Genomic DNA, 16,793 nt, shown 5'->3' with positions numbered 1-16,793 from the left:
GAGGAATCCATCCGCTTCGCCGAGCTGGTGTTCCCCCGCCTCGGCAAGGCCGCCGTCACCAAGCAGGGCACACAGACCGGCGGCGCCTTCGACATCCGAGCCCTCCGCCAATCCGCAGCAAGCTGAGCCCAATCATGCAGATCATCGACATGCGCTGCCGCCCGGCCTACCTGCACGATTTCTTCGGCAGGACCCCGGGCACCGCGGAATTCGAGACCGCCCGCTGGCTCAACCGGCGCGTGGGCACGCGGGGCGCCGACACCCATTTCACCCGCTCGGCGACCCCCGAGGGTTTCCTCGACGAGGTGCGCGACGCCGGCCTCGCGAAGGCGGTGGTGGTGGGCCGCCACACGCCGGGGCAGCACCTGCCGAACGACACCATCCACCAGATCGTCTCCGCCTCGCCGCTGCTGGAGGGGATCGGCGCGGTCGATCCGGTGCTCCAGGGCGAACGCGCCGCGCTCGACGAGGCCGAGCGCGCGATCAAGGTGCTGGGGCTCCGGGGCATCGACCTGGAGCCCGGCTTCGGCGATCCCGCCCGCCATGCGGACGACCCGGTGTACTTCCCGCTCTACGAGTTGCTCTCCGGCCTCGGTGTACCACTGTTCCTGATGAGCGGGCCGACCACGCCCGATCCGCGCTTCAATGATCCGGCGGCGGTGGGCAACGTGGCGCGGCTGTTCCCGCGCCTGAAGATCGCCGTGTACCACGGCTCCTGGCCCAACGTGCAGCAGGTCGTCGGCGTCGCCTTCCGGCACGAGAACGTGTTCCTCATCCCGGACATGTACCTGTTCCAGCCGGGCACGCAGACCTATGTGGACGCCGTGAACGGCTTCCTCGCCGACCAGTTCCTGTTCGGCTCCTCCTATCCCTTCCGCCCCATCGCCCAGACCATCGACGACTTCCGCAACATCGGCTTCCGCGAGGAGCTCCTGCCGCGGCTCTTCCACGACAACGCCGCCCGCCTCCTCGGCCTGTAGAAGCGTTTTCAAGCGAAGTGGACACCGGTTCGCTTGAAGAAACGCGCGATGCAAAGCTTAGGGCGCTTGCCGTGAGTCCGTGCGAGCGGAAGACGCTCTAGCCAAAACCGGCGCGGCGGATCAGCCTTGTCCGGGTCCCGGAGTTCTCCCATTGGCCGAAGCCGGGGAAGGCGACACCCTTCCGGCTTCCCAAGGCCACGTATCTTCCGCGCGCGAAGCGGCGATCCGCTTGCGCGAGAATGCGCTCAGCGCAGGGGCAGGCACATGAGTTCCTCCGAGCGGACAAAGGTTCCAACGGCCTCCGCGCAACCTGCGGGCGGCGAGCGTCCCGCCATCGCCATCATCGGCGGCGGCCTTTCCGGCTCGGTCGTGGCGTGGCATCTGGCGCGCAGAACCCAGGCCGCCGACGTCCGCATCATCGTCATCGAGCCGCGGGAGGAGCTCGGGCGCGGGCTCGCCTATTCGACCCCCGATCCGGACCACCGCCTGAACGTGCCAGCGCGGAAGATGACCATCGACACCACGGACCCGCTGCATTTCCAAAGCTGGCTGCAATCCCCCGGGGGACCGGGCCCGCTGCCGGGCGCCACGAAGCCCGCCGACGGCGATGCCTTCGTGCCGCGCGAGGTCTTCGGCCGCTATGTGGCGGATCATCTGCGCCCCTGGCTCGCCAGCGGCCGCATCGCGCATGTGCGGGCGCGCGCCACCGGCGTGCGTCCGGGCCCCCATGGCTACCGCATCACGCTCGACGACGGCGGGGAGATCGCGGCCGGCCAGGTGGTGCTGGCGGTGGCCCACCCGGCACCGACCATTCCCGGCACGCTATCGTCGTTGCGGGGCGATCCACGGCTGGTGGCAGACGCCTATGGGCCGGACGCCCTCACCGCCATCGGCCCGGCGGACCGCGTGCTGATCCTCGGCTCGGGCCTGACCGGCGCCGATGTGGTGGCGACCCTGCACCAGCGCGGGCATTCGGGGCGCATCTTCATGCTGTCCCGGCACGGCCGCCGCTCGCAGCCCCATGGCCCGGCGCAGGCGCCCACCTCCGCCGACTTCACCCACCGGCAGGAGGAACGGGCCCTCGGCCTCCTCAGGCGGGTGCGGCGGGGCCTCGACCAGGACGCCCGGTCCGGCCTCACATGGCACGCCCTCTTCGACCGGCTGCGCGAGCAGGGGCCCAAGGTGTGGGCCGCCCTGCCCTGGCCCGAGCGGCGGCGGGTGGTGCGCCACCTGCGGGGGCTCTGGGACATCCATCGCTTCCGCATCGCACCGCAGACCCATGACATCCTGCAGGCGGAAATCGCGGCCGGCCGGCTTGAGCCGCTGGCGGGCCGGCTCACGGCCGCGCAGCCCCATCCCGATGCCATCACGCTCGATATCGCGCTGCGCGGCGGCGGCGGCCGGCACCTGGAGGTGGAGCGGGTGGTGGTGGCCACCGGGCCGGCCCACGGATCGGTCATCGCGGCCAATCCGGTGCTGGCGGATCTCGCCCGGCAAGGGCTGCTCCAGGCCGACCCCCTGGCGCTCGGGGTCTGGACCTCCCCGGAGGGGCAGTTGCTCGATCGCCACGGCGTGGCGCAGCCGAACCTGCTCGTCGCCGGGCCTCTCGCGCGCGGAGCGGTCGGAGAGCTGATGGGCGTGCCCGAGGTGACCGCCTGGGCCGAAGCCATCGCCGCGCGCCTGGCGGCGGCGGTCACACATGCTCCCGGTGCTCTTTCAGCCTGAGGTCGGGAGCGTCCCAGCGGATCGCAGCAGGCGCGCTGCCACGCTCGCAGGCCCGCATCACCCACTCTTCCCGTCAGGAGCCGGGGCACAGACCGTGCGCCGGGCAGTCGTCACGGGGATTTTTCTTCTCCCGCACGCACGGGATTTGGAATGGAAGCAGCGCATTACTTTATGCGATAAAATAAATAGAAAATATCTATTTATGAGTTCGTAATGCCTTCCCCGATCTCCGCGGCCGCGCCCCACCCACAGGCGGCATTCGCCCCTCTCTCGCCGGCGGCGCCACGCGCCTGCGGGCAGCGCGAACTCCGGCAGGCGTGACGACGCGCGGGCGACCTGCCGCAATCTGGAGATCATCATGTCGAACACCATCGCGCACCCGGCCGCGCGCGTGCCGGCAGGCGCCGCCACGCCTGCCGGGCCGGCGAAAAGCCCGGCTCCCGCCCTCGCCCTGGACGGCATCAGCCTGAGCTTCGGCGGCATCCATGCCCTGCGCGACGTGTCGTTCGAGGTGGCGCCGGGGGAAATCCGGGCCATCATCGGCCCCAACGGCGCGGGCAAGTCCTCGCTCGTAAACGTCATCAGCGGCCTCTACCGTGCCGATGCCGGCATCGTCCGCATCGCCGGGGAGGCCTTCACGCGCGTGCCGCCGCAGCGTCTGGCGCGGCTCGGCGTAGCGCGCACGTTTCAAAACCTCGCCCTTTTCGGCGGCCTCACAGTGGCGGAGAACATCGCCTCCGGCCTCGCCTTCCGCCGCCGCTCCGGGCTCGCGGCGCAGGTGCTGGGCCTTGCGCCCGCGCGCCGCGAGCAGACGGCCGAGGACGAGCGGGTGGCCGCCATCGCGGCCGTCCTCGGGCTCACACCGGTGCTGGAGCGCCTCGTTTCCACCCTGCCCTACGGCCTTAAGAAGCAGGTGGACCTCGCCCGCGCGCTGGTGGCGGAGCCGCGGCTGGTGATGCTCGATGAGCCCATGGCCGGCCTCACCGTGACGGAGAAGCAGGAGATGGCCGGGCACATCCGCGCGGCGCGCGACCGGCTCGGCCTCGCCGTCATCCTCATCGAACACGACATCGGCGTGGTCATGGGCCTCTCGGACCGGATCGCGGTGCTCGACCACGGGGTGCGCATCGCCGACGGCACGCCGGCGGAGGTGCGCCGCGACCCCGAGGTCATCCGGGCCTATCTCGGCGCGGAGGCCGCGTGATGGACGCAAGCGACCTGCTGTTCGCCGTGGAGGTCGCGGTCGGCGGCCTGCTGTCGGGGGTGATGTACGCACTGGTCGCGATCGGCTTCGTGCTCATCTACAAGACCTCGGGCGTGCTGAATTTCGCCCAGGGCGCCATGGTGCTGTTCGCGGCGCTCACCTTCGTCAGCCTGGTGGAGCGGCAAGTGCCGTTCTGGGCCGCCATCGTGGTGACGCTCATCGTCATGGCCGCCCTCGGCTTCGCCATCGAGCGCACGGTGCTGCGGCCGCTGAGCAACCGCTCGCCCATGACGCTGTTCATGGCCACGCTGGGCCTCAGCTACGTCATCGAGGGGCTGGCGCAGCTTGTCTGGGGCACCCAGGTGCACCGGCTCGACCTCGGCATCTCCAACGCGCCGTTCGAGGTGGGCGGCATCTTCATCTCCACCTTCGATCTCGTGGCCGCCGGCATCGCCGCCGCCATGGTGGCGGTCCTCACCGCCTTCTTCAGCTTCACCCGCACTGGGCTGTCGTTCCGCGCCGTGGCCGACGACACCTTCGCCGCCATCGCCATCGGGCTCCGCCTGGGCCGCATCCAGGGCACGGTGTGGACGGCGGCGGGCTTCGTCGCGCTGGTGGCGGGGCTTTTGTGGGGCGCACGGCTCGGAGTGCAATTCTCGCTCTCGCTGGTGGTGCTGAAGGCGCTGCCGGTGCTGGTGCTGGGCGGCTTCGATTCCGTCCTCGGGGCGATCGTGGCCGGCCTGCTGATCGGCGCCTCCGAGAAGCTCGCCGAGGTCTATCTCGGTCCCTTCGTGGGCGGCGGCATCGAGAGCTGGTTCGCCTATGCGGTGGCGCTGGTGGTGCTGTTGGTGCGGCCGTCGGGCCTGTTCGGCCGCCGGCTCGCGGAGAGGTACTGATCCATGTCGCTCATCGCCGACCTTCCGGCCGCGCGCCCGCGCCTCACCGCGCCCGCCCTCGGCGTGCTGGGCCTGCTGGCGCTGGCCTTCGTGGCCGTGCCTCTCGCCGCCACGCCCTACGTGATCGAGGCCATCCTGCTGCCGTTCCTGGCCCTCTCCCTGGCGGGGCTCGGGCTCAACCTGCTCACGGGCTACGGCGGGCAGCTCTCGCTCGGCTCGGCGGCCTTCATGGCGGTGGGCGCGTTCGCGGCCTACAATTTCCAGCTCCGGCTGGCGCTGCCGCTGCTGCCGTCCATGGTGCTCGCGGCCCTCACGGCGGCGGCCATCGGGGTGGTGTTCGGCCTGCCCAGCCTGCGCCTGCGCGGCTTCTACCTCGCGGTCTCGACGCTCGCCGCGCAGTTCTTCGTGCAATGGGCGCTCACCAAGTTCAGCTGGTTCTCCAACGACAGCGCCTCCGGCGTCGTGGCGGCGCCGCGGCTGAGCCTTCTGGGGATCGATCTCGACAGTCCGCAGGGGCGCTACCTGTTCGCGCTGACGGTGGTGGCGGCCATCACCGTCCTGGTTCACCGCATCGTCCGCAGCCGCGAGGGCGTGAACCTCATCGCGGTGCGCGACGACGAGACGGCAGCGAAGGTGATCGGCGTGCCGGTGCTGCGCACCAAGCTCGCCGCCTTCGCCATCTCCTCCGCCATCATCGGCATCGCCGGCGTGATCTGGGCCTACGCCTACCTGCGCACGGTGGAGCCGGCGGGCTTCAATCTCGACCGCTCGTTCCAGGTGCTGTTCATCATCATCATCGGCGGGCTGGCCACCATCCGCGGCGCGTTCCTCGGCGCGGCGCTGATCGTGGTGTTCCCCCTGCTGCTCGCCCGCGCCTCGTCGTTTGCCTTCGAGGGCCTCATCGACGCCGGCGTCATCAAGCTGGTCGAGCGCGTGGTGCTCGGCGTCGTCATCATCCTCTTCCTCATCGCGGAGCCGAACGGCCTCTCGGCCATCCTCGGGCGCGCCACCGCGCGGGCCCGGGCGTGGCTCAGGCGCGGCTGACCATCGTCAACGGAGATCCCCCATGTCCTTCTTCAAACGCATCGCGCCCGCGCTTCTGGCGGCCACCCTGCTGGGCGGTCTCCCGGCGCACGCCGACGAGCAGTATTTCCCGCTGCAGAGCTTCCGCGTCGGCCCCTATGCGGCGCCAGGCTCGGGCTTCTTCGGCGGCTTCATCGACTACATGAACCTCATCAATGTCCGCGACGGCGGCGTGAACGGCGTGAAGCTCACCTGGTCCGAGGGCGAGACCGAATATGAGGTGGAGAAGGGCGTCGAGGTCTACCAGCGCCTGAAGTCGAACCCCGGCGTCGCGGCCTGGAACCCGCTGTCGGTGGGCATCGCCTATGCGATGCTGGACGGCATCACCAAGGACAAGACCCCCCTCGTCACCATCGACCACGGCCGCACCGACACCACCGACGGGCGCGTGTTTCCCTATGCCTTTCCGCTGCTGATGAACCCCTATTCGGAAAGCTCGGGCATCATCAACTTCATCGCCGCGAAGGAAGGCGGGCCGGACGGCCTGAAGGGCAAGAAGATCGTGGTGCTCTACCACGGCTCGCCCTACGGCAAGGAGACGATCCCCATCTATGAGCTGCTGGCCCAGAAATACGGCTTCAAGCTGCAGCAGATCGAGGTGCCGCACCCCGGCAACGAGCAGCAGGCGCAATGGCTGCAGATCCGCCGCGAGCGGCCGGACTATGTGGTGCTACGCGGCTGGGGCGTGATGAACCCGGTGGCGCTCACCACCGCCCAGCGCAACGGCTTCCCCGCCAGCAAGATCATCGGCAACGTCTGGTCCAATTCCGAGGAGGACGTGCAGCCCGCCGGCGAGGCGGCGGTGGGCTACACCGCCCTCACCACCCAGGCCTCGGGCCACGACTACCCGGTGCTGAAGGAGATCGCCGCGCGCCTCTACGACAAGGGCCTCGGCAACCTCTCGGACCGCGGGCGCATCGGCACCGTCTATCACAACCTCGGCGTGGTCAACGGCATCCTGAACGTGGAGGCGGTGCGCATCGCCCAGGAGAAGTTCGGCCACCGCGCCCTCACCGGCGACGAGGTGCGCTGGGGTTTCGAGCATCTGAGGCTGACCCCGGAGCGGGTGAAGCAGCTCGGCGCCGAGAACCTGTTCCACTCCATCAACGTCACCTGGGACAACCACGAGGGCGAAGGCTACGTGACCTTCCAGCAGTGGGACGGCAAGAAGTGGAACGTGGTCTCGGACTGGATCGCGCCCGACTGGGCCCTCCTGCGGCCGATCATCGAGAAGTCCTCGCAGGCCTATGCCAAGGAAAAGGGCCTCAAGATCCGCACCGAGGCGGACGTGGACATCGTCAACGCGAAGTAATGATCGCAGGCGGCACGCCTGATCGGGAGGACATGATGACCGCCCTTTTGGCGTTCGAGGACGTTGCCGTCGCCTATGACGGCGCCATCGTCGCGTTGCACGGGGTCAGCCTCGATGTCCGCCCCGGCGCGTTCGCCGCGCTGCTGGGCGCGAATGGCGCCGGCAAGACCACCCTGCTCAAGGCGGTGTCGAACCTGCTGCCGGCCGAAGGCGGGCGCATCGTCTCCGGCCGCATCCTGTTCGACGGCCGCGACGTGACCACCCACAGCCCGGCGGAACACATCCGCCGGGGCCTGGTGCCGGTTCTGGAAGGCCGGCGCTGTTTCAAGACACTAAGCGTGGAAGAGAATCTCGTGGCCGGCGCGGTCGGGCGCGGGTTCGGCCGGCGCGAGGTGGCGCGGGGCCTGGAGCTGGTCTACGACCTGTTTCCGCGCCTCAAGGAGCGCCGGCGCATCGCCGCCGGCCTCACCTCCGGCGGCGAGCAGCAGATGGCCGCCATCGGCCGCGGGCTGATGGCCGCGCCCCGCCTGTTCGTGCTGGACGAGCCCTCCATGGGGCTTGCCCCGCTGGTGGTGGCCGAGATCTTCGCGGCACTGAGCCGTCTCAACCGGGAGATGGGCACCACCCTGCTGGTGGCCGAGCAGAACTCCTCCATCGCGCTGCGACACGCCCACCATGCCACCGTCATCGAGAACGGCCGCAGCACGCTTTCCGGCCCAGCCGCGGAGCTGGCCGGGCGCGACGACATCCGCGACCGGTACCTGGGGGGCAAGGTGGCAGCCCACGCTTGAGATCCGCCACCGAGCGGCCCAATCGGATACGCCACGAAAGATGCGAAGGACTGCCGTACCCTGCAGGGTGCGGCAGTCCTTCGGTAACCGCGGCTCAGAACACCTGCAGCAGGCGCAGCGTGCCTCGGAAGTCCTCCGGGAAACCGCCTGACGTGTTGAAATCGCGCTGCACCAGCCCCAGCACCTGGAAAGTCGGTGTGATGAACTTCGAAAGCTCGAACCGCAGCTGGTCGCGCTCCGTGGCATTGCCGGTGGGAATGCCTGAAAGATATTCGGTGCCGCCCCAGAATCCGGAATAGCCCACCGCCGCCGACCATGTCGGCGCGAAGGCGTAGGACAGCCAAACCTGAAGCTGATAGGTATTGTCCTGGGTCAGCGTCTGGTATCCGCCACCCGCCTCGTCGTTGGACCCGTACCAGATGACGTCGCCCGCGATCTGCAGCGCGATGCCGTTGCCGAACCCCTGGTACCAGGCGCCCTGCAGGTCCAGCTTCCAGCGGTTCTCGCCCATGTTCAGCGCCTGGCTGGAATCATACTGGCCGAGCGGCGCGTAAAGATACGGCGCAACCGCGACATAGCTTTCGCTTTCCTTGTTGTTGATGAGCCAGAGCACTCCGGAAAAGATCGGGTCGGCAAAACCTGCGGCGGAATCAAGATTCGCGCCCGAGAGGCGCCCGTTGTAGAGCGTGCCCGCGGGCACCAGGGTCTGCGCCGCGACCCGGAAGCCGGCAACGTCGAAGTAGTGGACGTAGCGCAGGATATCCACGTAGGAATCGAGACTTGTATTCTGAGATATCGTCGTCCCGTTCGTATTCACGAACTCGCTGCGGGTCGCGTACTGGCTGTAGAAGAGCAGGAGATTGGCCCCTGCGGGCGCCGGCACGTAATCGGCCGAGTTGATGTCGATGGCAAAGGCGCTGTCCGCGCCGATCGGCAGCACGAGAGCCGCGCCGAGAAGCGCCGCGGCACGCAACCGGCGCCCTGCGGCAGCCCGCAGCCCTGCGCTGCCGCGGGAGCAACGCGCATCGGCCTCTGGAACGGCCAGCTCACGGGAGCCAGAGGGGCGCGCACTCCGAAATTCATGGTCATTCACGGCAGCACTCCTTCGCGCGCCCGGATGGGTCACCGGACAGCGGTCGAGCTTGGTTGTTGGAAGGGCCCGGCGGATTGCTCGCCGGGAAAGACCCAGGCGGCAAGTGTAGTGAGAAGGGCTATCGCGCGGCGAGAGTTCAGTATTTCCAATTTTCGGTACGGTATGAAAAGTTATTTTCATACATTCAGATTTTCAAAAAATATTTCGAAGCGAGGGTAAAATGCAGCGAGACAGAGGCCGGAACGACGGCCCCCGCAGGCTCGCCCCCGCCACATACATGCTGTCCTTCGACCACGGGATGGCAGAACGCTCTCACCAAAAATTTGGTGGGCGATAAGTTGGGGAAATAATATTCCATTACACAATTGAAAAAGAAAAATACACTCCATTGCCCCTCACGCGACATCTCTCATAAAAATCATGGCTTCAGCCTGTCCAGCGGCGCGATGAAAGCTGCATCGTCCTGTCACGCTCTTGGCGGGGATACGCCGCGAACATGCATTCGCGCCTTCATACCGGAGCCATTCATGGCCAAGACCATTCGTTTCAATGCCTTCGAGATGAATTGCGTAGGGCACCAATCCCCCGGCCTGTGGCGCCATCCGCGCGACCGCTCTTGGGATTACAACACCCTCGATTACTGGACCGATCTAGCGCGCTTGCTCGAAACTGGCTTCTTCGAGGCCATTTTCATCGCCGATGTCATCGGGTACTACGACGTCTACAAGGGCAATCTCGATAACGCCTTGCTGCAGGGCGTCCAGATTCCAGTGAACGATCCGCTCCAGCTCGCCAATCCCATCGCCCAGGCGACCAAGCATATCGGCATCGGCATCACCGCCTCCACCAGCTTCGAGCATCCCTATACTTTCGCGCGCCGGCTTTCCACCGCCGACCATCACACCCGCGGCCGGGTCGGCTGGAACATCGTGACCTCCTATCTGGAAAGCGGCGCGAAGAACATCGGCCAGGGCGGCCTGCGCCGGCACGACAACCGTTACGATGTCGCGCAGGAATATGTCGAAGTGCTCTACAAGCTCCTGGAGGGGAGCTGGGAGGACGGCGCCGTGCTGCGGGATCGCGCGCGGGGTATCTTCGCGGACCCCTCGAAAATCCACGAGATCGGCCACAAGGGCAAGTATTTCGAGGTGCCCGGATATCATTTGTGCGAGCCCTCCCCGCAGCGCACGCCGGTGCTGTTCCAGGCCGGCGCCTCCGGCGCGGGCAAGCAGTTCGCCGCTGGCCACGCCGAATGCGTGTTCATCTCGACCCCGCTCAAGTCGGCGACGGCGGCCTATGTGCGGGAAATCCGCGAGCGCGCCGCAGCCCACGGCCGTGACCCGAAGAAGATCCTGATCTACGCCATGGCCACGATCATCGTGGACGAGACCGACGCCAAGGCGCGCGCCAAGTATGAGGACTATGTGCGCCACGCCTCCTACGACGGGGCGCTGGTGCTGATGTCCGGCTGGACCGGCATCGACTTCGGCCGCTATGCCCCCACCGACACGGTGCGGAAAGTGGAGACCAACGCCATCATCTCCACCGTGGAGCACCTCGCGGAAGGCGAGAAGGTGTGGACCATCGAGGAATTGGCGAAGTGGGGCGGCATCGGCGGCATGGGGCCGCTGTTCGTGGGCTCGGCGTCAACGGTCGCCGACCTCCTCCAGCAATGGGTGGAGGAGACGGATATCGACGGCTTCAACCTCGCCTACGCGGTCGCGCACGAGACCTTCGCCGACGTGATCGGCCATGTGGTGCCGGAGCTGCAGAAGCGCGGCGTCTACCCCACCGCCTATCGCGAGGGCACCTTGCGCGAGAAGCTGTTCGGCGAGGGACCCTACCTGCCACAGACCCACCCGGCCGCACGCTATCGCGACATCGAGCGGGTGAAGCGCGAAGAGGCGGCGCAGAGCCTGCCGCGCGCGGCAGGCGCCTGACGCCCCCTGGGCCTGCAAGCGTGGCGCCCGGCATTTTCAGGGCGTGCGTCCATCGGCCGTTGCTTCGACCAACGCCATGCCGGGCGGCCAAGACCCTGGCCGATGGCGGGATGCGGAAACGAGAGGGACGCGCCCCGCCATCGGCTGAGGGCCCGCAGGCCCCCATGGCACCGACGCGCGATGCCTCACGCGGCGCGAATGGAGAGGATGAAATCGTGGAGCTCCGTCTCCAGGCGCGCGCCGCCGGTGGCGAGGTTCTCCGCGGCGGCGAACACCTCCTGGGAGGCGCTGCCGGCCTCGTTGGCCGCCACGTTCACGTTCGCCACGTCGAGCACCACCTGCGTGGTGCCGACGGCGGCATGCTCGATATTGCGGGCGATTTCCGCCACCGCCGCATCCTGCTCCTCCACGGCGGCGGCGATGGCCCCCGAGGTTTCCGCCACCTTGCCGATGGTCTCGCGGATGTCGCGCACCGCAGCCACGGCTCCGGAAGTTGCCTCCTGGATGCTGGAAATCTGGGCGGAGATGTTGCCGGTGGCGTGCGAGGTCTGCGCCGCCAGCTGCTTCACTTCCTCCGCCACCACGGCGAAGCCGCGCCCGGCCTCGCCCGCGCGGGCCGATTCGATGGTAGCGTTCAGGGCCAGCAGGTGGGTCTTCTTGGCGATGTCGTCGATCATCTGCGTGATGGTGCCGATCTGCGAGGCCGTGGCGGTCAGCTCGGCGATCAGGTGGTCGGTCTGCTCGGCCTTGCTCACCGCCTCCCCGGCGATCTCGCTGGAGGCCTGCACCTGACGGCTGATCTCGCGGATGGAGGATGAGAGCTCGGTGGTCGCCGCCGCCACCGCGTGGGCGTTGGCGGAGGCGCTCTCCGAGGTCTTGGCGACCATCTCCGAGGTTTCGCGCGTGGTCGCGACCGTGCGGGAGAGCGTCGCCGCGGTGCCTTCCAGCGAGGTTGCGGAGGTGGAGAAGTCCTTGACGATGCCGCCCACGGCCGCCTCGAAGCGATTGGCGATCTGCTCCATTTCCTCGTGCCGGCGCGCTTCCGCCTGCGCCTTCTCGTCGGCCTGCTCGCGCTCCAGCTCGATGCGCCGGATCTCGTGCTCGCGGAACACCATGACCGCGCGCGTCATTTCGCCGATCTCGTCGCCGCGCTCAAGCTTGGGCAGAGACACGTTCATGTCCCCCGCCCGCATGCGGCCCATGATCTCGCACAGGACGAGGAGCGGGCGGATCTGCCGGCGCAGGATGAAGAAGAGCACTGCGCCCACCGCCAGGGCCGCCAGGGTCGCCTGGATGGTGATGGTCCGCACGAGCGTGTCGGCGATCGCCATGAACTCGCTCTGTTTCAGGCCGACATAGATGATGCCGATCACCTGGCCGGAAGCGTCGCGCAGCGGATCATAGGCGGTGAAATAGGGCTGTCCCAGGATCTCAGCCTCGCCGCGATAAGCGCGCCCGTCCCTCAGCACCGCCTCATAGGCAGGTCCGGCCTTGAGCGTGGTTCCGGTGGCGCGGGAGCCGTCCGCCGCCTTGATGTTGGTGGCGATGCGGGTATCGCCCAGGAAGATGGTGGCGGTGCCGCCCACCAGGTCCTTGAGATGATCGACGAATTTCGTGTCGTCGTTCAGGACCGTCTTGCCCGCCATGAGCTTGCCGTCCTCGACCCGAAGCTCCCCCAGCGCGCCGAGAAGCTCACGGGCGACACGGATATTCGCATCCTGGCGGGCCTGCGCCTGCTGGCGCATCTCGTGGGAAACGTCGCGGGACACCACCAGCAGCACGGAGGCGAAGACGATCAGAATCCCACAGAAAACCAATGCAGAAATCTTGGTGGGAAGCGACATTCTACCGCAAATGGAAAGCGACCTCGACACAGTGCGTTGCCTCTGTTTCTTCTCGATATGCTCGGAGACAGAAAGCACGACGCAGGAACACTGTCTTTGCGCTAGGTCACATGCACGACACACAAGTGGCGGGCGTGCTCTCACACGCCGGCGCGCGCCGCACCGGCGCGCCGGCCAATCAGGTCCGCCACCACGGAAAATGCCGTGCACAGCAGGAAATAGACCGCGCCGGTGAAGAGGAAGATCTCCGCCGGATAAATCTGCGTGCGGTTGTTCACCTGGTTGGCGAGGGTCGTGAACTCCGGCACGTTGACGATGAAGGCCAAAGACGTGTCCTTGATGAGGGAGACGAACACCCCCACGAAGGAGGGCACCAGATTGGGCAGTGCCTGCGGCAGCAGCACCAGCAGCAGGACCCGCAGTGGCGAGAAGCCAGAGGCGGCCCCTGCCTCGCCCTGCCCCTTCGGCAAGGCGGCGAGTCCCGCAAAGGTGGTGTAGAGCACCGCCGCCGAGGTGAACCACGCCAGGGCCAGCACCACCGGTACGCTGTCTGGCATCCGGCCGCCGAGGAGCGCGGGGACCAGGAAGTAGAGCCAGAAGATCACGAAGATCAGCGGGATGCCGCGGATAAAATCCGCCCACAGGAACAGGATGCGCCGGATCGGCCCTGGAAACAGCCAGGCGACGATTGCCCCGCCGATGCCCAGGACCAGCGACAGCGCGGCGGCGGACACCGCCATGACCAGGGTGAGCAGCAGGCCGCCGATCTCGCCGTCGCCGGCGCGGCCCCAGAGGAGATAGGGCAGGTTTTCCGTGATGACGGAAAGGTTCAGCCCGAGGAAGAGGATCGGATCAGCCACGGCCAGCCTCCCGTGCGGCAAGCGCCAGCCGCGGATCTATCGCCTCATCCGCATCATCCCGTACGGCAAGGGGCCGGTGGCGCACGCCGACCTGCGAAGGCCCGAGGCGCGTCAATGCAAAGCCGATGACAAGGCCGAGCACGAGATAGAGCGCGGTGCCGACCGCGAACGCCTCGAAAGCGCGGGCATTGTAGCTCTCGATCTGGCGCACCTCATAGGTGATCTCGGACAGGCCGATGGCGGTCGCGAGCGAGGAGAGCTTCATGATGTTCAGATACTGCCCCACGATGGGCTGCCAGGCATTGGCCACCGCCTGCGGAAGAAGCACATGGAGCAGTACCTGCGGCGCGGAGAAGCCCTGCGCCTCAGCCGCCTCGCGCTGGCCGCGCGGCACCGCGGCAAGCCCGGCGCGCAGCTCCTCCGCCAGGAACACCGCGCCGAACACGGCGAGGCCCCACGCCGCGCAGATGAACTCGGGCGAGAGGATGTCGAGCCCCGCGAGCCATTCGCTGCCGAGGTCGTTGTCCACCACGAAGGCGCGGAAACCCTGGGGTAGGACGGTGTAGGCCGCGAAGTACCAGAAAAAGAGCTGGACCAGCAGCGGCGAGTTGCGGAACACCGCAATGACGGACGTGGCGAGGCCGCGCGCGAGCCGCAGGCGCGACACCCTGAGCCCCAGCAGCACCACCGCCAGGGCGCTGGCGCCGAGGGCGCCCGCCACGCTGACGGCGAGCGTGGTGACAACGCCGGTTGCGAGCCAATGCAACGGCGGGCCGCTGAGGACGGCCAGCCAGCCGTGAATGCCACCTTCAAGCATCGGCCTGCTCCTCCTCCCGGTTGTGGATGGGCGAGAGCAGCTGCGCCAGGAAGCGGCGGATGCGCGCGTGCGGCGGGTTGTTGAAGAAGAGAGCCGGAGGGGCATCGGCCAGGACGCGCCCGCCATCGATAAACAGCACCCGGTCCGCGATCTCGCGGGCGAAGCCCATCTCGTGGGTCACCACCAGCATGGTGGTGCCGCTGCGGGCGATTTCGCGCATCACGCCCAGCACCTCGCCGATCATCTCCGGGTCGAGCGCCGAGGTGGGTTCATCGAACAGCAGGATGGCCGGCTGCATGGCGAGCGCGCGGGCGATGGCCACGCGCTGCTGCTGCCCGCCGGAGAGCTGGGCGGGCTTCAGCTCCGCCTTGCCGGACAGCCCCACGCGCGCCAGCAGCTCATCGGCGCGGGCGTTCGCCGCAGCGGCGGAGAGGCCCAGGAGCTTACGCGGGGCGAGGGTGATGTTCTCACGCGCCGTGAGATGGCCATAGAGATTGAAATGCTGGAACACGAAGCCGATGCCCTCGCGCAGCTTCTGCAGCTGCCGGCCGGCGAAGGCAGCGGTGGGCACGCCGTCGATGAGGATCTCGCCCTCGGAGAGGGTGTCCAGGCGGTTGACGAGGCGCACCAGGGTGGACTTGCCCGAGCCCGAGGGGCCGCACACCACCACCACCTGCCCCCTGGGGATGGAAAGGCTGACGCCGCCGATCACCTCCACCTCGCCGAAGCGCTTGCGCACGCCTCGGAACTCGATCGCCGGCGCCTGCGCGCCCCCTGGCTCGCTCATGTGACATCCCCCTGCCTCGCGCGGCTTACAGATCCCCTTCCCGTGACGGGAGGCGGCGCATCAGCGGTTCGCGATCGTGAAGCCGCGCGGCTCGGGGGTCTTGGACTCCTTCCCGAACCAGCGGTCGTAGATCTTCTGCGCGGTGCCGTCCTTCTCGAGGCCCACCAGGATGTCGTTCACCGCCGCCAGCAGCGCGGGCGCGTTCCGCGCCACGCCGACGCCGATATCCTCCCGGCTCAGGGGCTCGGCCAGGATCTTGTATTTCGCGCCGTCCGGCGCGCCGGCGAGCAGGCCGGCGAGAATGGTGCTGTCCTGCGTGATGGCCTGCACGTTGCCCTGCCGCAGCGCGGTGAAGGCGGAGGGGATGTCGTCGTAGGAGAGCACCTTGGCCTTGGGGTAGCGCGCCTTGATGGCCTGCTCGCCCGTTGTGCCCTTCACCGCGCCGATACGGGCGGCCGAGTAGGCGTCCAGTGTGTCGGGCGACCCGGCGGGCACCAGGAACTTCTGCCCGGTGACGAAATAGGGCGTGGAGAAATCGATCACCTTGGCCCGCTCGGGGGTGATGGTGATGTCCGCCACGATCAGGTCCGCCTTGCCGGATTGCAGCAGCGGAATGCGGTTGGCAGGGTTGGTGGCGATGAGGCGCGGCTTCACGCCCAGCCGCTCGGCGATCGCGTCGGCGAAATCGATGTCGTAGCCAGCGAGCTTGCCGGTCTTGGGATCGACGCTGGCGAAGGGCGGATTGGAATCGAACACCGCGATGTTGATCACCCCGGTCTTGCGAATGGCGGCGAGGTCGTCCGCGCGCGCCGCTCCCGGCAGGAGGGCGACGAGAGCGACCGGCACGGCGAGGGCCGCGAGCGCGGCCAGACGGCGAAGCGGGAATGTCATGGGCGGCTTCCTGAGGGAGGGAACGGAGGACACGACGAGTCCGCCATGCACCGGCGGGGCAGCAATAATCAATTCAGTCGATAGAAAAAGTCAAATTAGTATATCGACGGAGCCGGAACGCACACGCCATGCGCACTCGGCATCAGAGGCGCGAGGCAGCTGTGGACCGCGCAACGGCCGCCGGCGACAGCGCCTCCAGGCGAATCGGCCGTCCTGCCTTTATCCGCCGCGGCTTTCGGCCTTGCGGTGAGGGCAGGCCTCGCCCCCTCCCCGCCATCATGGCGCCAACCTCCGAACTCCTGCTCGCACCCCGTACCCTTCAGATTTTCGCACGGCTGAGATCGCGTTTTCGCGGGACGGCGCGCGACAAACCTGTGCCGGCGCTGAGCTTGCCGTCCACGCGCCCCCTCCACGCCTCACCCGATTGCCGCCGCGCTCCAATTTTCCCCCTTGACCGCGGTTTATTTTTCTTTTTCGATTGATTTAATGTAATTTAGAAATGGAAGGGAGCCACCGTGACCTTCATCAAGACCAGGATCGAAGCGGCCCGAACGGCGCAGGACGCCCGCC

14 protein-coding genes are annotated in these 16,793 nt (G+C 67.8%); 8 read left to right on the top strand and 6 right to left on the bottom strand.

Going from position 1 to position 16,793, the window contains the following annotated elements; translation table 11 throughout:
• Positions 1–134 precede the first annotated feature (134 nt).
• The 7 genes from V5F61_RS17740 (at position 135) to V5F61_RS17710 (ending at position 7,991) form a co-directional block, all read left to right on the top strand.
• Positions 135–980 carry an amidohydrolase family protein gene (locus tag V5F61_RS17740; protein WP_393989092.1) on the top strand — a complete coding sequence of 282 codons (846 nt, stop codon included), beginning with the start codon at positions 135–137 and terminating at the stop codon, positions 978–980.
• A gap of 264 nt (positions 981–1,244) precedes the next feature.
• Positions 1,245–2,705 carry an FAD/NAD(P)-binding protein gene (locus V5F61_RS17735; protein WP_393989091.1) on the top strand — a complete coding sequence of 487 codons (1,461 nt, stop codon included), beginning with the start codon at positions 1,245–1,247 and terminating at the stop codon, positions 2,703–2,705.
• Positions 2,706–3,063: 358 nt separating this feature from the next.
• Positions 3,064–3,909 carry an ABC transporter ATP-binding protein gene (locus tag V5F61_RS17730; RefSeq protein WP_393989090.1) on the top strand — a complete coding sequence of 282 codons (846 nt, stop codon included), beginning with the start codon at positions 3,064–3,066 and terminating at the stop codon, positions 3,907–3,909.
• Positions 3,909–4,805: a branched-chain amino acid ABC transporter permease gene (locus tag V5F61_RS17725; protein ID WP_393989089.1), complete on the top strand. Its 897-nt coding sequence runs from the start codon at positions 3,909–3,911 to the stop codon at positions 4,803–4,805. The genes V5F61_RS17730 and V5F61_RS17725 overlap by 1 nt, the downstream gene beginning before the upstream one ends.
• A gap of 3 nt (positions 4,806–4,808) precedes the next feature.
• Positions 4,809–5,849, top strand: a complete 1,041-nt coding sequence (locus V5F61_RS17720) for a branched-chain amino acid ABC transporter permease (RefSeq protein ID WP_393989088.1) — start codon at positions 4,809–4,811, stop codon at positions 5,847–5,849.
• Positions 5,850–5,871: 22 nt separating this feature from the next.
• The gene (locus tag V5F61_RS17715) at positions 5,872–7,200 is read left to right on the top strand and encodes an ABC transporter substrate-binding protein (protein WP_393989087.1); all 1,329 of its coding nucleotides are present in this window, start codon (positions 5,872–5,874) and stop codon (positions 7,198–7,200) included.
• Positions 7,201–7,232: 32 nt separating this feature from the next.
• Entirely contained in the window at positions 7,233–7,991 is a 759-nt protein-coding gene (locus V5F61_RS17710) for an ABC transporter ATP-binding protein (RefSeq protein WP_393989086.1), read from the top strand.
• A gap of 94 nt (positions 7,992–8,085) precedes the next feature.
• Here the strand turns inward: V5F61_RS17710 and V5F61_RS17705 are convergent, their stop codons facing one another.
• Positions 8,086–8,931, bottom strand: a complete 846-nt coding sequence (locus V5F61_RS17705; RefSeq protein WP_394104062.1) for a transporter — start codon at positions 8,929–8,931, stop codon at positions 8,086–8,088.
• A 680-nt stretch (positions 8,932–9,611) separates the two neighbouring features.
• On the opposite strand from V5F61_RS17705, the gene V5F61_RS17700 reads away from it, so the two are divergent.
• The gene (locus tag V5F61_RS17700) at positions 9,612–11,024 is read left to right on the top strand and encodes an LLM class flavin-dependent oxidoreductase (RefSeq protein WP_393989084.1); all 1,413 of its coding nucleotides are present in this window, start codon (positions 9,612–9,614) and stop codon (positions 11,022–11,024) included.
• A gap of 185 nt (positions 11,025–11,209) precedes the next feature.
• Here the strand turns inward: V5F61_RS17700 and V5F61_RS17695 are convergent, their stop codons facing one another.
• The 5 genes from V5F61_RS17695 to V5F61_RS17675 form a co-directional block, all read right to left on the bottom strand.
• Positions 11,210–12,868 (bottom strand): methyl-accepting chemotaxis protein, encoded by a 1,659-nt coding sequence (locus V5F61_RS17695; RefSeq protein ID WP_393989083.1) that lies wholly within the window; start codon positions 12,866–12,868, stop codon positions 11,210–11,212.
• 140 nt (positions 12,869–13,008) lie between these two features.
• A complete protein-coding gene (locus tag V5F61_RS17690; RefSeq protein WP_393989082.1) occupies positions 13,009–13,728 on the bottom strand; it encodes an ABC transporter permease subunit in 720 nt (239 codons plus the stop codon).
• A complete protein-coding gene (locus tag V5F61_RS17685; RefSeq protein WP_393989081.1) occupies positions 13,721–14,545 on the bottom strand; it encodes an amino acid ABC transporter permease in 825 nt (274 codons plus the stop codon). Before V5F61_RS17685 ends, V5F61_RS17690 begins: the two co-directional genes overlap by 8 nt.
• Complete coding sequence (locus V5F61_RS17680; RefSeq protein WP_393989080.1) at positions 14,538–15,332, bottom strand: amino acid ABC transporter ATP-binding protein; 795 nt, start codon at positions 15,330–15,332, stop codon at positions 14,538–14,540. Before V5F61_RS17680 ends, V5F61_RS17685 begins: the two co-directional genes overlap by 8 nt.
• Before the next feature lie 60 nt (positions 15,333–15,392).
• Positions 15,393–16,223: an ABC transporter substrate-binding protein gene (locus tag V5F61_RS17675; protein WP_393989079.1), complete on the bottom strand. Its 831-nt coding sequence runs from the start codon at positions 16,221–16,223 to the stop codon at positions 15,393–15,395.
• Positions 16,224–16,793 lie beyond the last annotated feature (570 nt).

The organism is Xanthobacter sediminis (genome assembly GCF_043195015.1).
Lineage (GTDB): Bacteria > Pseudomonadota > Alphaproteobacteria > Rhizobiales > Xanthobacteraceae > Xanthobacter.
This window is presented reverse-complemented; position numbering and strand designations above follow the sequence as displayed.

Bases quoted from the DNA above. Each gene is read 5' to 3' on its own strand.
- V5F61_RS17685 (WP_393989081.1), bottom strand. From the start codon at position 14,545: ATGCTTGAAGGTGGCATTCACGGCTGGCTGGCCGTCCTCAGCGGCCCG.
- V5F61_RS17675 (WP_393989079.1), bottom strand. From the start codon at position 16,223: ATGACATTCCCGCTTCGCCGTCTGGCCGCGCTCGCGGCCCTCGCCGTG.
- V5F61_RS17740 (WP_393989092.1), top strand. From the start codon at position 135: ATGCAGATCATCGACATGCGCTGCCGCCCGGCCTACCTGCACGATTTC.
- V5F61_RS17730 (WP_393989090.1), top strand. From the start codon at position 3,064: ATGTCGAACACCATCGCGCACCCGGCCGCGCGCGTGCCGGCAGGCGCC.
- V5F61_RS17715 (WP_393989087.1), top strand. From the start codon at position 5,872: ATGTCCTTCTTCAAACGCATCGCGCCCGCGCTTCTGGCGGCCACCCTG.
- V5F61_RS17700 (WP_393989084.1), top strand. From the start codon at position 9,612: ATGGCCAAGACCATTCGTTTCAATGCCTTCGAGATGAATTGCGTAGGG.
- V5F61_RS17695 (WP_393989083.1), bottom strand. From the start codon at position 12,868: ATGTCGCTTCCCACCAAGATTTCTGCATTGGTTTTCTGTGGGATTCTG.
- V5F61_RS17725 (WP_393989089.1), top strand. From the start codon at position 3,909: ATGGACGCAAGCGACCTGCTGTTCGCCGTGGAGGTCGCGGTCGGCGGC.
- V5F61_RS17680 (WP_393989080.1), bottom strand. From the start codon at position 15,332: ATGAGCGAGCCAGGGGGCGCGCAGGCGCCGGCGATCGAGTTCCGAGGC.
- V5F61_RS17720 (WP_393989088.1), top strand. From the start codon at position 4,809: ATGTCGCTCATCGCCGACCTTCCGGCCGCGCGCCCGCGCCTCACCGCG.
- V5F61_RS17710 (WP_393989086.1), top strand. From the start codon at position 7,233: ATGATGACCGCCCTTTTGGCGTTCGAGGACGTTGCCGTCGCCTATGAC.
- V5F61_RS17735 (WP_393989091.1), top strand. From the start codon at position 1,245: ATGAGTTCCTCCGAGCGGACAAAGGTTCCAACGGCCTCCGCGCAACCT.